The 13,523-nt window shown below is 74.0% G+C and carries 18 protein-coding genes; 5 read left to right on the top strand and 13 right to left on the bottom strand.

Translation table 11 applies throughout. The annotated features are described in order from the left end of the window. Positions 1-43 precede the first annotated feature (43 nt). Both ACFVVU_RS00650 and ACFVVU_RS00645 read left to right on the top strand, forming a co-directional pair. Positions 44-490 (top strand): hypothetical protein, encoded by a 447-nt coding sequence (locus ACFVVU_RS00650; protein ID WP_387787282.1) that lies wholly within the window; start codon positions 44-46, stop codon positions 488-490. Positions 491-526: 36 nt separating this feature from the next. Next, positions 527-1,180 (top strand): hypothetical protein, encoded by a 654-nt coding sequence (locus ACFVVU_RS00645; protein ID WP_387787279.1) that lies wholly within the window; start codon positions 527-529, stop codon positions 1,178-1,180. A 28-nt stretch (positions 1,181-1,208) separates the two neighbouring features. Here the strand turns inward: ACFVVU_RS00645 and ACFVVU_RS00640 are convergent, their stop codons facing one another. Next, complete coding sequence (locus ACFVVU_RS00640) at positions 1,209-2,147, bottom strand: aldo/keto reductase (RefSeq protein ID WP_387787276.1); 939 nt, start codon at positions 2,145-2,147, stop codon at positions 1,209-1,211. Next, on the bottom strand, positions 2,144-3,646 hold the full coding sequence (locus ACFVVU_RS00635) for an MFS transporter (protein ID WP_387787274.1): 1,503 nt from the start codon (positions 3,644-3,646) through the stop codon (positions 2,144-2,146). The genes ACFVVU_RS00640 and ACFVVU_RS00635 overlap by 4 nt, the downstream gene beginning before the upstream one ends. Positions 3,647-3,705: 59 nt before the next feature. Between ACFVVU_RS00635 and ACFVVU_RS00630 the strand changes: the two genes are divergently transcribed. Then, on the top strand, positions 3,706-3,849 hold the full coding sequence (locus ACFVVU_RS00630; RefSeq protein WP_387787271.1) for a hypothetical protein: 144 nt from the start codon (positions 3,706-3,708) through the stop codon (positions 3,847-3,849). A gap of 25 nt (positions 3,850-3,874) precedes the next feature. Here ACFVVU_RS00630 and ACFVVU_RS00625 read toward each other — a convergent pair whose 3' ends face one another. Both ACFVVU_RS00625 and ACFVVU_RS00620 read right to left on the bottom strand, forming a co-directional pair. Continuing rightward, positions 3,875-4,780: a helix-turn-helix domain-containing protein gene (locus tag ACFVVU_RS00625; protein WP_387787269.1), complete on the bottom strand. Its 906-nt coding sequence runs from the start codon at positions 4,778-4,780 to the stop codon at positions 3,875-3,877. Positions 4,781-4,989: 209 nt separating this feature from the next. Further along, entirely contained in the window at positions 4,990-5,343 is a 354-nt protein-coding gene (locus tag ACFVVU_RS00620; RefSeq protein WP_387787268.1) for a deoxyxylulose-5-phosphate synthase, read from the bottom strand. Positions 5,344-5,484: 141 nt separating this feature from the next. Between ACFVVU_RS00620 and ACFVVU_RS00615 the strand changes: the two genes are divergently transcribed. Then, on the top strand, positions 5,485-6,291 hold the full coding sequence (locus ACFVVU_RS00615; protein ID WP_387787266.1) for a thioesterase family protein: 807 nt from the start codon (positions 5,485-5,487) through the stop codon (positions 6,289-6,291). An 11-nt stretch (positions 6,292-6,302) separates the two neighbouring features. Continuing rightward, the gene (locus ACFVVU_RS00610; RefSeq protein ID WP_387787263.1) at positions 6,303-6,455 is read left to right on the top strand and encodes a hypothetical protein; all 153 of its coding nucleotides are present in this window, start codon (positions 6,303-6,305) and stop codon (positions 6,453-6,455) included. A gap of 71 nt (positions 6,456-6,526) precedes the next feature. Here ACFVVU_RS00610 and ACFVVU_RS00605 read toward each other — a convergent pair whose 3' ends face one another. The 9 genes from ACFVVU_RS00605 to ACFVVU_RS00565 form a co-directional block, all read right to left on the bottom strand. Next, positions 6,527-7,300, bottom strand: coding sequence for a maleylpyruvate isomerase family mycothiol-dependent enzyme (locus ACFVVU_RS00605; protein ID WP_387787261.1), 774 nt, complete (start codon positions 7,298-7,300; stop codon positions 6,527-6,529). Positions 7,301-7,389: 89 nt separating this feature from the next. Beyond that, complete coding sequence (locus tag ACFVVU_RS00600; protein ID WP_380688856.1) at positions 7,390-7,938, bottom strand: SixA phosphatase family protein; 549 nt, start codon at positions 7,936-7,938, stop codon at positions 7,390-7,392. A gap of 173 nt (positions 7,939-8,111) precedes the next feature. Then, positions 8,112-8,891: a class I SAM-dependent methyltransferase gene (locus ACFVVU_RS00595; RefSeq protein WP_387787259.1), complete on the bottom strand. Its 780-nt coding sequence runs from the start codon at positions 8,889-8,891 to the stop codon at positions 8,112-8,114. A gap of 22 nt (positions 8,892-8,913) precedes the next feature. Next, on the bottom strand, positions 8,914-9,435 hold the full coding sequence (locus ACFVVU_RS00590) for a hypothetical protein (protein ID WP_387787255.1): 522 nt from the start codon (positions 9,433-9,435) through the stop codon (positions 8,914-8,916). Positions 9,436-9,503: 68 nt separating this feature from the next. Next, complete coding sequence (locus tag ACFVVU_RS00585) at positions 9,504-10,910, bottom strand: pyridoxal phosphate-dependent aminotransferase (RefSeq protein ID WP_387787254.1); 1,407 nt, start codon at positions 10,908-10,910, stop codon at positions 9,504-9,506. A 114-nt stretch (positions 10,911-11,024) separates the two neighbouring features. Further along, entirely contained in the window at positions 11,025-11,492 is a 468-nt protein-coding gene (locus ACFVVU_RS00580) for a hypothetical protein (protein ID WP_380687705.1), read from the bottom strand. 197 nt (positions 11,493-11,689) lie between these two features. Beyond that, positions 11,690-12,079, bottom strand: a complete 390-nt coding sequence (locus ACFVVU_RS00575) for a hypothetical protein (protein WP_387787252.1) — start codon at positions 12,077-12,079, stop codon at positions 11,690-11,692. Positions 12,080-12,156: 77 nt separating this feature from the next. Beyond that, the gene (locus ACFVVU_RS00570) at positions 12,157-12,594 is read right to left on the bottom strand and encodes a GNAT family N-acetyltransferase (protein WP_387787250.1); all 438 of its coding nucleotides are present in this window, start codon (positions 12,592-12,594) and stop codon (positions 12,157-12,159) included. A gap of 57 nt (positions 12,595-12,651) precedes the next feature. Then, positions 12,652-13,341, bottom strand: a complete 690-nt coding sequence (locus ACFVVU_RS00565; protein ID WP_380687699.1) for a class I SAM-dependent methyltransferase — start codon at positions 13,339-13,341, stop codon at positions 12,652-12,654. Between the last annotated feature and the right edge of the window lie 182 nt (positions 13,342-13,523).

Below are 13,523 nucleotides of genomic sequence, written 5' to 3'. Positions count from 1 at the left end.
GTCCCGGCCCCACGGCGCGGGAGGGCTCAATACGGTTCTCCGCATGACGGATGGCCTGATGGTGGACGAGGCCCTGCGGGCCCTCGCCGCGCTCGAAGCGGCGTGGAAGGACGACGACGAGGCCCTGGCCGCGCTGGCCGCACGGGGACCGGCCGAGCGGCCGCTCGCCGCCCTGGTCGCGACCTACGGCGAGCACGCCGTGGACACGCTGATGGCGCTGGCCTTCGGGCTGCGCTCCAGCATGACCGACGAGGAACTCGCCGAACTCACCGACGCGGTGAGCTCCAACATCGGCGCCCGGATGAGCGCCCTGCTCACCCGGACGCTGTGCGCCTGGGGCGAGACCGCCGGGGACGACCTCGCCGTGGTGAAGGTGATCGCGCACGCGGTGATCGACGCCATGCGGGCCGTCACCGAGGAGCCGAACAAGACCGACGTGCTGCCGCTACTGGCCACCTTCCGCACCTACGCGCTGAGCAACACCCCCTGACGGCCGACTGTCGGTGCCGTCTGCTTCACTTCAGGCATGCACGACAGCCAGCACACCCTCCCTGACCTGCGCGGACTCCTTGCCCGCCTGCCCGACACGGCCGCACTGCGTGACCGGTGCCGGGGCCTGGCCATGCTCGAAGCGATCCTCGGCCCCGACTGGGCGGACCGGCACTACTCCTTCGACTCCCGCTGGAGCGAGGGCGAGGAGACGGCGTCGATGCGCGACGGGCAGGGCGACGACTGGTTCCTGGTCTTCTCCGCCGCCGGAGCGTACGCGCGCGGCTTCGACCACACCGCGCCCAACGCGGGGGCGCAGCTGCTCCCGGAGGTCCCGGCGGCGTTCCGCTCCTGCGTGACGGAGCCGGCGTTCGGCGAGGAGGACGGCGCCCCGCTCGCGACCGTCTGCTTCTGGCGCGAGCCCGGGGACGCCGCGTGGCGGGCGCCGTCGGCCGCGCCCACCGGCGGGGTGGCCCTCTTCGACCTGCTCGCCGCCGAGGACCTGGTGGAGGCGTACCGGGCGTGGGCCGAGGAGTACTACGAACTGGAGGACGGCCTCGACCCCGCGCCGATCGCCCACGTCCTGGCGCTGCGCCCGCTCACCGAGGCCGTCGTGTCCGCCCTCAACCCCGAGCTCGACCTGGACGAACTCGCCGACGACATGGCCGAGATCGGCTACCCGATGGCCTGACCCCACCCCCGCTGCCCGAGCGGCAGGCCTAGAGCGCGGCCTCGTCCAGGGTCCGCCGCTGCTCGGCCGTGAGCGTCAGGTCGAGGGCACCGAGCGCCTCGTCGAGCTGGGCGACCTTGCTCACGCCGACCAGTGGCAGGATCCCCGCCTCGTGGTCGAGCAGCCAGCTGAGCGCCACCTGGTTGACGCTCGCGCCGGTCTCCTCGGCGACCGCGCGCAGGGCGGCGAGCCGCTTGGGCGTGCCGGGGTGGTCGTAGGCGGCGCCGATCTCGACGTCCTCACGGGTGAGGCCGCCGGAGAGGATCGGGCTGTACACCCAGAGCCGGAGGTCCCCCTCGGAGCGCACGTAGTCGAGGAGTTCGGGCGTCACGTGCACGTGCGCGGAGGACGGCAGCGGCACGTCGAAGCGCGGCTGCAGGTAGGAGTACCGGTACTGCAGGTGCGCGTAGCGCGGACCGTCCCCGGCGAGCGCCCGGGCCCGCTCGACCCGCCACACGGCGTGGTTGCTGGCCCCGACCTCGCCGGCCTTGCCCGAGGTCACCAGGTCGGCCAGGGTCTCCACGGTCTCGGCGAGCGGCACCGAGCGGTCCTCGACGTGCGCCCAGTACACGTCGACGTGGTCCGTGCCGAGGCGCCGCAGGCTGCCCTCGACGGCGGCCCGGACCGCCTTCTCCGACAGCCCCTCCGCCGCCTCCAGCCCCGCCCCCGGCACCGTGGGCCGGGCGCCCACCTTGGTGCTGATGACGACCCGGTCCCGCGCCTTGCGGCCGGCGAGCCAGCGCCCGATGACGGTCTCGCTCTCGTCCCCGGTCGCGCCGTCGAGCCAGAACGCGTAGTTGTCGGCGGTGTCCAGGACCCTCCCGCCGTTCTCGACGAAGTGGTCGAGCAGGCGGAACGAGGTCTTCTCGTCGACGATCGTGCCGAAGCCCAAGGTCCCGAGGACGACGGTGCGCTGAGGAACAGTCATGGCTGTGCATCCCTCCCGTTGTGGTCTGGACCATTGAAGGCCCATTCACCACCACCCGCAACAGCCTCCCCGTTCGCCCCGCCACGAACGCCAACGCCCCCAGCGCCACCACCATGCTCCCCCCGAACGCCGACCCCGCCCACAACGCCGCCTCCGTCGCCCGCGCCCCGAGCCGGGTCCGGAGGATGAACGCCACCAGCCCGGCCACGGTCGGCGCCCAGGGCCGGGTCGGTGGGCGTGACGCCTCGCCGACGCCGCCGAAGTCCGTGGCAGCCGTGGACGACGGCGGCGAGGGCCGCTGTGAGGATCATGGCGAGGCCGCAGCCGCTCAGCAGGACCGGCGCGGCCACCCGGTTCAGGAGCAGCGCGCCGAGTGCGGCGCCCAGGGGTGCGGCCGTGATGAGCACCGCGCTGCGGGCGGCGAGCACCGTGGTGAGCGAGCCGCTCGGCGTCCTGTTCTGGAACAGTGCGAGGGACAGCGCGGAGTACGGTCCGTAGACGACTCCCGCCGCGGCGAAGCCGATCAGTGACGGCACGGCGGTGTGGGCGGCCGCGAAGGGCAACAGGGCGATTCCGTGGCCCGCGACAATGGCGATCACGGTCGGCCACAGCGCCAGCCGCCCGGCCGCTCCGGCGCCGAGGGCCCCGACGACGGATCCGAGGCCGAACGCGGCCCAGTAGACGCCGAGAAGGCCGGCGCCGTCGTCCAGGGAGTGCACGACGAACAGCGGCAGCGCGACCTCGACCGGCCCGTAGGCCAGGTTGAACAGCCACGTCGGCACCAGCAGTCCGAGCAGCTCCGGGTAGTGCCGCAGCACCCTCAGCCCCTGCCGGGCGCCACCGGCCCCGGCCGGCCCGGTCGTCCCGGTCACCCCGGGCGGCGCCGGCAGTGCGACCCGGCCGGCCTGGACCGCGAGCACCGCGAAGGTGACCGCGTCCAGGCCGATGATCCACGCCGGTGACACCGTGCCCGCCAGCAGTCCCGCCAGCGCGGGGCCGAGCACGGTCGCACTCGACAGACTGGCGCTCAGCAGGCTGTTCGCGGCCAGCCGTTGACCGTCGTCCAGGAGCGGCGCGAACAGGGCGTACTTGCCGGCCCTGCCCCAGGCGTGGAACAGCGAGGAGGCGCCCAGCAGCAGGACGTAGCCGGTCGGTCCGAGCAGGCCGACCAGGTACGCGATCGGGATCGCGCCCAGCAGCACCGCCCGCAGGACGGCGTCCACGACCAGCAGTCGCCGCGCCGACCACCGCCGCAGCCGGCGGCCCAGCACCAGTGCACCGAACGCTCCCGGCAGCGTGTACGCGGCGACGCTGATCCCGACCAGCACGCCCTCCCGACCGTCCGGGGCCAGCGAGAGCGCCAGCCAGGCCACGGCCACGGCGCTCATGCCGTCCCCCAGGTCCGACAGGGCGAAGACGGGCAGCAGTCGACGGAACGGGCGGACGGCGAACAGCGGGCGCCAGGCCTCGGGCAGCACACGCCGCGGAGATGAGAACATGCACGTCACACTCGCGCTTCAAGCTCGCGTGAAGTCAACCCGTTCTGGGGAGCGTCGACGTGCGGTACCTGGGGATCGGCGAACTGGCCCGGACGGCGCGGGTGCGGGCGTCCGCGCTGCGTTACCGGGAGGAGCGCGGGCTGCTGACGGCCCCCGGTGAGGCGTTCCAGCCGATCAACACCCTTCCACGAACCTCCAGGTAGCGCCGCGGATCAGCCACCGGCGGTGCTACCAGTCGACGGCGTAGAGGTCGAAGAAGTCGCTGAAGCAGCCGACCTCCCGCGCCGCCGCGGCCGCGCCGGGGGCGGACAGCCGGGCGGCGATGCCCCGCAGTTCGCCGGGCGTGCGACCGGACAGGGCACGGAAGTCGCGGTTCATGTGGGCCTGGTCGTGATAGCCGCTCATCGCCGCGACGTCGGTGAGCGAGGGGCGGCCGAGGCCGGAGAGTGCGAGCGCGCGTTGGAAGCGCAGGATCCGGGCGAGCGTCTGCGGCGGGACGCCGACGTGGTCCCGGAAGAGCAGCTGGATCCGGCGTTCGCCCCGGCCCGTCGCGTCGGCGAGTTCCCGGGCGCTCAGGCCGCCGTGCGCGTCGCGCAGCCGCTGCCAGGCCTCGACGGCCAGGCCCGGCGTGGGCGGGGCGGCGGCGAGCCGTGGGGCGAGGGCGGCGTCGAGGACGGCCCAGCGGGCGGACCAGTCCGGTGCCTCCGCGAGCCGTTCGGTGAGCCGCGCGGTCCAGCCCGGGCCCATCGCCTCGTCCGGATGGGCGGCGGCGTTGGCGAGCAGGTGCAGCGGCAGGCCGAGGAAGCGCGACGCCCCGACGGCCGTGAACTCGACCTCCACGGCGTAGCCGGACCCCCGGTAGCCCGCCAGCACCGGGGCCGTCTGGAGGCCCGCGATCATCGCGTGCCGCGTCTGCTCGCGCTCCGCGCCGCCCAGCCCCTGCCGGATGTGCAACGGCCCGCCCCAGCCGACCAGCAGCGTCACGCCCGCACTGGGCAGGGTGATCCTCGGGTGCTGGCGGCCCACCGACCGGTAGCCGCGGCAGCTGACCACGTCACCGCGCATCCACGCCGGCGGGCGCCGCACGACGCTCTCGCCCCGGTCGTCCACCGTCATGACGTCCTCCGAGCCCACGGCCTCTCCCCTCGCCCACGGAGTTCGCTTTTGTACAAGGATCCACCGGTGCCGCGGCCCCATCCTGGACGGGCGCCGCTCGGTGCCGGCCCCGCGCGGGGGGCGGGGCCGCCACCGAGCCGGACGTCAGGCACAGGAAGTCGGACCGGCCGACTTCCTGTGCCGCGTCCTGCGTCTCGTCGCGCGTGCCGCCGGAGCCCCCGCGGTGCTCACCGGGCCGTCACCGGCTCCCAGGGGATCTCCCGGCGCAGCAGCGCGCGCTCCAGCGGCTCGCCGGAGCGGTGGGCCCAGAGCCGGCGCTCGCGCACCTCGCGTCGGGTGCGGGGGCGGTAGCGCGGTTCGCCGCAGCTGGTCTTGGGGAAGCCGATGCCCGCGTTGAGCAGCAGCGTGACGGTGCGCCAGGCGGCGACGTCCCGGCGGGGCGGGGCGGCGAAGCCGGAGCCCGCGTACACCAGCGTCCCGGCGCAGCGCGGACAGCGCCGTTCCTCGCTCTCCCACCCGTGGTGCTGCTTGTAGGAGGCCCGGCAGGGGAGGCAGACGTACGAGGTCCTGGTGTAGCCCATGCGCGCCAGCCTAGGGGTCGACCGCCATCCCCTTCATCTCCCTTTTCGCCCCACTGTGCGACAGATCACGGCGACCGCCACCGCCCCCGCCGCCTACGATTCGGGAACGATGCACCTGCCCCGGTCGAGGAGACGCCACCCGTGACCAGCACGATCGAGCGCGAAAGCTACTACCACCGGACGGGCGAGCACACGTTCAAGCCCACCGCGCACGCGGGTGGTGCGTGGAGCGTCGACGAGCAGCACTTCAGCCCGCTGGCCGGCCTCGTGGTGCACGCCCTCGACCAGCACCTCGCCGGGCGTCCCGGGGGCCTGGCGCTCGCCCGGATCAGCTACGACATCCTCGGCCGGATCGCGCTCGACGAGTGCGAGATCACCGTGGAGACCGTCCGCCCCGGCCGCACCATCGAGCTCCTCGAAGCGACGGTGACGATCGGCGGTCGCGCCGTCGTCCGGGCCCGCGCCTGGCTGCTGGCCACCCTGGACACCTCGGCCGTCGCCGACGGTCCGCGCGAGCCGCTGCCCGCGCCCGGTTCGCTGCCGCAGTGGACGATGGGCGAGGCGTGGGACGGCGGCTACATCGCCTCCCTCGACGTGCGCCGGGTGCCGCCGGCCCGCCGGGGACGGGCGACGGCGTGGCTGACCTCGCGTGTCGACCTGGTCGCGGGCGAGCCGAGCAGCCCGCTGGCGACCTTCGTCGCACTGGTGGACACCGCCAACGGCATCGCCCCGCAGCAGGATCCGACGGAGTGGATGTTCCCCAACGTCGACCTGACGATCCACCTGCACCGCGCGCCGAGCGGCCCCTGGACCGGCCTGGACACCACCGTCACCTTCGGCCCGACCGGCCAGGGCCTGACCAGCACCGTCCTGCACGACGTGGACGGGCCGGTCGGCCAGGCCGAACAGATCCTCACCGTCCGCCCGCAGCCCCGTCCGCTGGGCTGACCGCCGCCCCGGTGACGCCGACGTCGCGCTCGCCCGTCGCGTACACCGGCGGCGGGGCGATCGTCTGCCCGCCCGCCCCCGGCCGACCCGCAGGCCCGCAGGCCCGCAGGCCGATGAACAGCGCGGCGGTCGCCCCCGGCAGACCCGCCCGCACCGGCTCGTGACCCGGGCAAGGGGCCGCCGCGTCGTCCGCGCAGAGCGGGACGGCCGGCCGCCTGCCGGCGACATCCGCGTTCTACTCGTTCGGGTCCCACTCCGCGAGCCGCTCCATCGGCTCGGTGTTCCCGGTGTTCTCCAGGCCGTCGAGCGGGACGCGCGCGTAGAAGTAGAGGACCAGTTCGCTCGCCGCACCCCGCATCACCTGGTCGCCCGGCTCCGCGTCGGCGGCGAGGTCGTCGCAGCGGACGCCGTCGGCGTCGAGGGTCAGGCGCCAGGAGCGGCCCTCGGTCGCGTGCAGGTCGATGGTCGCCGGCTTGAACGGCCAGGGGACGGTCGTCGCCGAGACGGTGGTCAGGAACTCGTCGACGCCCTCGACCGCGACGTCCGTCGGCAGCGGCTGTGCGGCGCCCAGGGTGAGCTGGACGTCGTAGGTGTGGACGGCGATCTCCTGGATCTGGTGCCGGGCCACGGCTCCGCTGGTCTCCGGGGCCTGCGAGCGGCCCCACCAGGTCCAGCAGCCGCGGTCCGGGCCGGCCTCGCGCAGCGCGGCGAGCATGAGCTCGGTCGACTCGGCGAGCCAGGCGTCCAGGGCCTCGCGGTCGCGGGGCGCGGTCAGGGCGCCCTTCGGGTCCGTCTTCGCCGGGGGCTCGGCGCCCGGGCCGGCCGCGACGATGGCGGCCTGGCGGCGCCGGCCGTCGCCGAGGTGCTGCGCCAGTTCGCGCAGCGTCCAGTCCGGGCAGGCCGGGACCTGGACGTCAAGGTCGGGAGCGGACGCGATCGCGGCGCGGAACGCGGCCGAGCGGTCTTCGATCAGCCGCAGGACCTCGGGGAACTCCAAGATTTTTTGCACGCCGGTTGTGTATCACGGCGCTCCGGCCGCCGGGTAGCGAATTTGTCCGGCCGAACGCGCCGCCGGCCGGGCGGAGCGCCGCCGGGGCCTCAGCCTTCCGGCGGCGTCCAGAACGCGGCGAGCCGCGCGACGCCGGGTCCGAGCGCCTGCCAGGAGCCGTCGAACTCCAGGACGGCCACCGACCCGGTCGGGAAGCCGGACTCCGCCGCCCGCTGCGCGAGGTCACCGTCGGCCGCCCCGGCCAGGAGCGCGACCAGCTCGTGCAGGCTCGGATTGTGTCCGACGACGACCAGGTCGCGCACGCCGTCCGCGGTGTCCCGCACCGTCGCGACCAGCTCGGCGATCCCTCCCTCCCCACGGTGGATCTCCACGCTCAGGTCGTAGAGCCGCTCCTCGTGGATCGTCTCGGGAACCTGCGGCAACGCGGCGGCCACGCGTTCCCAGGTCTCCCTGGTCCGGCGGGCGCCGGAAACCCGCGCGAGATCCGGCGTGATGCCGGAATCCGCGAGCCATCGCCCGGCCCGGGACGCCTCCGCCCGCCCCCGCTCGTCGAGCCGCCGTTCCTGGTCGACCGGCGTGTCCCGCTCGGCCTGCGCATGCCGGATCAGGACAACCCTCCGGCCGGTGCTCGTGGCCACGTCGTCCTCCCCTGGTTCGCCGTCCGCGGCACGGCCGACGGAAATCGTTGATCCTCTGCACGCGAACGCTACCCCAGCCGGGGTCGGATCCGACTCGCCGCCATGGCCGGCGGGAGCTGCTGCCGGAGGCCGGCGAACGGCCCTTCAGCCCGCCGGCGTCGGCAGGGGTGCCGTCAGAGCCGCTTGGCGCGCAGCACGCCGGTCAGCATGGGGAGGGTGAACTCGCCGTCCGCGAGCTCGGGCCGGCCGGCGAGGTAGGCCCGGATCGCGCCGCGCCTGGCCTCGCGTTCCCGCTCCGGCATGACGAGCATGCCCGCGCGCGTCGCCAGGGTGTCGACGAGGGAGTCGGCGGTGCGGCGCTGTCCGTGCGGGAAGGCGGACTGCTCCGGCGAGCCGAAGCGGGCGGCGTCACCGTTCGCGGGAAGGTGCATGCCCGCCGTCACGGCGCGCCAACTGGCGGGCGTGTCACGCTCGCCGATCGCCTCCGCCCCACTGACCCGTGCGAGCCCGGCGACCCAGTCCACCTCGTCGTCCAGCAGGTTCCACAGCCCGGCCAGCACACCGCCGGGTGCGAGGACGCGGGCGATCTCGGGGCCCGCGACGGCCATGTCGAACCAGTGCATGGCGTTGCCGGCGACGACGGCGTCGACGGAGGCGTCCGGCAGCGGGATCCGCTCGGCGCTGCCCGGCAGGGCGCGGACGGCGGGCAGCGCGCGGCGCAGCTCGCCCAGCATCGCCGCGTCCGGCTCGACGGCGACGACGTCGGCGCCGAGGGCCACCAGCGTGCCCGTCAACTTCCCGGTCCCGGCGCCGAGATCGAGCACCCGCGTCCCGGGAGCCGCCTCCAGCGCCCACCGCACCGCGGCCTGCGCGTAGTCCGGCCGGTGCTCGGCGTAGGCGACGGCCGCGGAGCCGAAGGACGACGCGTGCAGTGACTGTTCGTCATGATCCATACCTGCACGCTACCCCGGTCCGCTACTCGACGGGGCCGGCCAGGGTCTCGACCGGCCACAGCGGCGAGGTGGGCTTCTTGCGCGCGAGGGCCGCCAGCTCCTCGGGGGGTTCGGCGCCGTCCCGGACGGCCGCGAGGTAGGCCTTGGCCTCCCGCAGGCCCAACTCCGGTGCCTGCTTGCGCAGATGTCCCATCGCGGCCACGACGCCGGCGGACCGCGCCAGTTCACGGACGGCGGCGGCCAGCGGATCGGGGCGGCGGGCGCCCTTGGTCTGGAGCAGGTAGTGGTCCTCCCACCCCTCGGTCGGCCCCCAGGCGTCGGGAACGTAGTGCAGGCTGCCGTCGTACCGGTCCACGAGCACGTGGCTGTCCCCGCCGACGGGACGGCCGACCCCGGTGCCGGTACGGGCGGACGCGGCCGGACCCCAGAACACGAGCCACCCGACGTCGTACTCCTCCACGGCGTGGACGGTCCGCTCGAATGCGGGCCCGTCGCTCGCCAGGTAGGACTCGACGAGTTCGATGGCGCGTTCCTTGTCGATCACGCTCTCATCCTCCGGCATCGGTCAAGCGAGTAGGGCGCAGGAAGTCGGCCGGGCCGACTTCCTGCGCCCTACTTCAAGAGGGCCAGGGCCTTCGCCACGCGGTCGATCGCCGTACACACGACCTCCGGCTGGTAGGCCGTGTAGCACAGCCGGAAGAACCCGGGGGCGGGGCTGTGCATGGTCTGGCCCGGGAGGAGGGTGACCTCGGTCGGTGCGCAGCGGAGGTACTCGAAGAGCCACAGCTCATCGGGGTCCATGTCGTTCGGCGGGGTGAACGGGAGCGGGCTACAGGGCTCCTTCTCCTTCCGCTTCCCCAGGTACGCCGTCAGGTCCAGCCAGAAGAACTGGGCCGGGTTGTCACCCTCCGTGTAGACGAACTCGATCCCCCTCGCGACCAACCGCTCCCGCACCTTCACGAAGCTCTCGCTCAACAACTCCTTGTAGCGCCGCATCGCATAGCTGGTGTACAGCTCCGCGCCGGGCCCGTTCACGGTGGCCTCCAGCAGCTCGCCGAGCACGTAGTGCTTCAGCGAGTCGACCGGCGTGAACCACGGCATCGGGTTCCTCTTCTCCTCGATGCCCGTCGTCCCCAGCATCGCCCGCTGCACCGGCCCGTACTTCGACACCACGAACCCGGTCCGGAACCCCGAGAGCCCGAAGTCCTTCGCGAACCCCCACACCACGTGGATCCGGTCCCACGCGCGCCCGTACGCCTCCAGCGCCAACGCACTCGTGAACGGCACCCGCACCCCGTCGACCTGCGAATGTGCGTAGATCTCGTCGGAGATGATGTGCATCTCGGTCTCGTCGAGCACCCAGGCGTAGATCTCGTCCAGCAGCTGCTTCCCGTAGTTGACCCCCAGCGGGTTCTGCGGGTTGGTCAGCACCAGCAGCCGGGGGTACTCGGCGTGCACGCGGTAGTACCTGTCGTACTCGTTCCTGATCGCGTCCAGCGTGAGCCGGAACCGGTCCGGCCCCTCGGTGGGCAGCCCCACCGGGACGCACGTCAGCTTCGGCCGCTGCTCGAACGACCAGTTGAACCCCTGCCAGTACGGCGCCGGCAGCAGCACCCCGTCGCCCTCCTTCAACGGCGGCGGACCGACCTCCCCCTTCCTCGGCGGGTCCTGGAGCGCGAACGCCAGACACTCCAGCGCCGACCCGACGCCGCCCGCACCGAACACGTCGCCCCACGGCACCTCCACCTCGAAGGCCTTGGTCAGCAGCGCCGCGACCTCCTGGCGCAGCGCGTCCTCACCGTACGGGCGCTTGTAGTGGATGTACTTCTCCGGCAGCAGCTCGATCTCGTCGAACACCATCTTCTGCATCGAGTCCTCGTACACGAGGACGTTCTCCGCGACGGACAGGTTGATGGCCGTGGGCGGTTCCTGATCGCGGTAGAGGGCGAGGGCCTGCTCGAAGTCGGGGATCCGGGCGATCGGCTCAGCGGGCTCGATCGGCCCGGTCGGAACGGTCATGACGGTGCGGCTCACTTCCATGGGCGCGGACGGTTCGCATGCGGATTGCCCCACCGCATCACGCCCCCGCACCCCCCGCCACCCGTCCGCGCCCATCCGGCGGCCGGGGGGCGCTCATCCGGCCCGCCGCGCCCTCCCCCGCACCGCCACGCCGCCGCTCACCAGCAGCGCCGTGCCCAGCGCGTACACCGGCAGCCACCGCGTCGTGGTCGCCGCCAGACAGTCGTCCACCGCCACCCTGCTCTGCTGCTCCTGCGCGTAGGCCAGCGCCGCCGCGTCCTTCCCGGCCAGCTCCCCCAACGCGGCCTGCGCGTGCAGGCTCTCGTACCGGCCCGCCTGCACACACCCGTCCCGCGTGCCCGGCATCGGGAACAGCCACTCCCACCGCTGCAGCGCCGGCGCCAGCGCGAGCGCCACGCACAGGCCCACCACCAGCGAGTACGCCGCCAGATTCCACCCGTAGCCGACGGCCCCCCGCCCCGGAACGCGCCCGAAGGCCAGGACGACCGTGAGCAACGTCAGCCCCAGGTACGTGGAGAACCACTCCCACGAGCCCTCCGCCAGCGAGAACGCCAGCACCACTCCGAGCGCCGTACCGAGGACCCCGGCATCAGGGCCCCCGCCCTCCGCACCACCACGACCACGACCACTCACACGTCCTCCCGACCAGCACCACCTGCCCGCTCCAAAGCAACCAGCCTCCCGCCCGAGCCCGCCCCCACCGCCCCGGCACCGCCGCACCCCCACCCGAACGGCTCAGCCCGCCGCCGGCCAGGGGGTCAGGCGAAGCCTCTGCCGGACCAGGGCAGTGGCTCTCCGGTGAACGGGTCCACCCCGGACTCGAAGCGGCGGCGCGCCTCGCGCCAGTGGACGAAGTGAGGTGACGGATCGCCCCAGAGGGAGGCGTCACCGAGTGGGCACTGGTCGAAGTCCCGGGTGAACAGCCGCCGCAGGAACTCCGCCATGCCGCAGTCGTAGAGCCACCAGTGCGGCCAGGCGTGCCGTTCCCGGACGAGCACCGGCCACCTGTCGGGGTCGCCGTCGTAGGTGAGCCGGCCGATGACGTCGGCTCCGCGGCCGCCGCCCCACGCGCTCACCGAGTCCGACTGGGCGGGGGCGGAGTTCTCGCCGCCACCCCGCCCCCGCAACGTGAGCCGCGACAGCACCACGGGCCGGTTCACCTTCGACTGGGACGAGTGACCTTCACGGCCCGCTCCGAGCCTTGCCGGCTCCAGCCCCGGGCGGGTCAGTCCGCCGCCAGGGGCTTGACCCAGCGGGTCCACTGGGGCTGCGGGCGGTAGCCGCCGGCCTGCCAGGTGCGGTGGCCGAGGGCGTTGTCGTCCAGGACCATCGCGTCCGCGCGGCGGCCGCCGAGGGCGGCGAACCGGGCCTCCGCGGCGGCCAGCAGGGCCGCGCCGATGCCACGGCGGCGGTGGTCCGGGTCGACGGCGAGGCGGTACAGGTGGCAGCGCCAGCCGTCCCAGCCGGCGATGACCGTGCCGAGCAGGACGGCCGGGTGGTCCGCCCGGGTGGCGAGCAGCAGGCACTGCGGGTCGCGGGCGAGCAGCGCCGCCACGCCGTCGGCGTCGTCGGTGATGCTGGTGCCCTTGGCGGCGCGGGCCCAGAGGGCGAGCACGGCGGGGATGTCGTCGGGGACGGCGGTGCGCAGGGTGAAGTCGATCACGAGTGCGTGTCTACCAGGGCCGTGCGGCGGCCACAGCGAATTCCGGCAGGTGGACGCTCAGCCGCCCGCCAGTTCCCACACCGTCGTCGTCTTCAGCGCCGTGTCCTCCAGGTCCGCGATCACCGGGACGTCGTACGCCGCCAGGGCCGTGAACCGCTCGCGCGGCAGGTAGGCGCGGCCGGGGTCGCCGACGATGACCACCGCGCCCCGTGACCGGGCCCGTTGCAGGAACGGCAGGAAGCGGGCCGCCATCGCCCGCTCGTAGAAGACGTCCCCGGCGAGCACCACCTCCGCCGGTGCGCCGTCCCCGTCCAGCAGGTCCTCGACGGCCGCCGCCACCTCCACCCCGTTGGCGGCCGCGTTGACCTCGATGGCGGCGACGGCGTAGGCGTCGATCTCGGCGGCCCGCACCGACCGGGCGCCGCGCAGCGCCGCCGCGATGCCGACCAGGCCGGAGCCCGCCGCCAGGTCCAGCACCGTGCGCCCGGCGACCAGTTCCGGGTGGTCCAGCACGTACCGGGCCACCCCGACGCCGCCCGCCCAGGCGAAGGCCCAGAACGGCGGCGGCAGCCCGACCTCGCCGCGCGCGGACTCGGTGGTCTCCCACAGCTCGATGGCGTCCTCCGCCATGTGCAGCCGCACCTCGGGCACAAACGGCACCGGCCCGATCCGGGTCTGCGCCCGCACGAACTCCTGGTCCGACAAGATGGCCGCCCCCGAACCCACCGGGCGTGTCTCGCTCAGCATGCGCAGCAGCATAGGGCCCCTGACCGGGTGCTCCGTTCACGCCGTTGCGCCCGGCCGGCCGAATGCCGTCCAACTTCCCTTCTCACCTGGCACGTTGTGAACGATCCAGCCGGAGGACCGGCCGTGCCGCAAGGATCCGGCCCTCCCCGGAAAGCCTCAGCAGCGCCCTCTTTGACGTCCGC

Origin of the sequence: Kitasatospora sp. NPDC057965, from assembly GCF_042887135.1 — a bacterium.
Lineage (GTDB): Bacteria > Actinomycetota > Actinomycetes > Streptomycetales > Streptomycetaceae > Kitasatospora.
The sequence above is the reverse complement of the archived record's forward strand: the minus strand, read 5'-3'. Positions and strand labels throughout refer to the sequence as shown.

Coding starts and splice junctions, on each gene's coding strand:
- ACFVVU_RS00650 (WP_387787282.1), top strand. CDS start 44: ATGACGGATGGCCTGATGGTGGACGAGGCCCTGCGGGCCCTCGCCGCG.
- ACFVVU_RS00620 (WP_387787268.1), bottom strand. CDS start 5,343: ATGGGCTACACCAGGACCTCGTACGTCTGCCTCCCCTGCCGGGCCTCC.
- ACFVVU_RS00635 (WP_387787274.1), bottom strand. CDS start 3,646: ATGTTCTCATCTCCGCGGCGTGTGCTGCCCGAGGCCTGGCGCCCGCTG.
- ACFVVU_RS00640 (WP_387787276.1), bottom strand. CDS start 2,147: ATGACTGTTCCTCAGCGCACCGTCGTCCTCGGGACCTTGGGCTTCGGC.
- ACFVVU_RS00595 (WP_387787259.1), bottom strand. CDS start 8,891: ATGGATCATGACGAACAGTCACTGCACGCGTCGTCCTTCGGCTCCGCG.
- ACFVVU_RS00585 (WP_387787254.1), bottom strand. CDS start 10,910: ATGACCGTTCCGACCGGGCCGATCGAGCCCGCTGAGCCGATCGCCCGG.
- ACFVVU_RS00565 (WP_380687699.1), bottom strand. CDS start 13,341: ATGCTGAGCGAGACACGCCCGGTGGGTTCGGGGGCGGCCATCTTGTCG.
- ACFVVU_RS00645 (WP_387787279.1), top strand. CDS start 527: ATGCACGACAGCCAGCACACCCTCCCTGACCTGCGCGGACTCCTTGCC.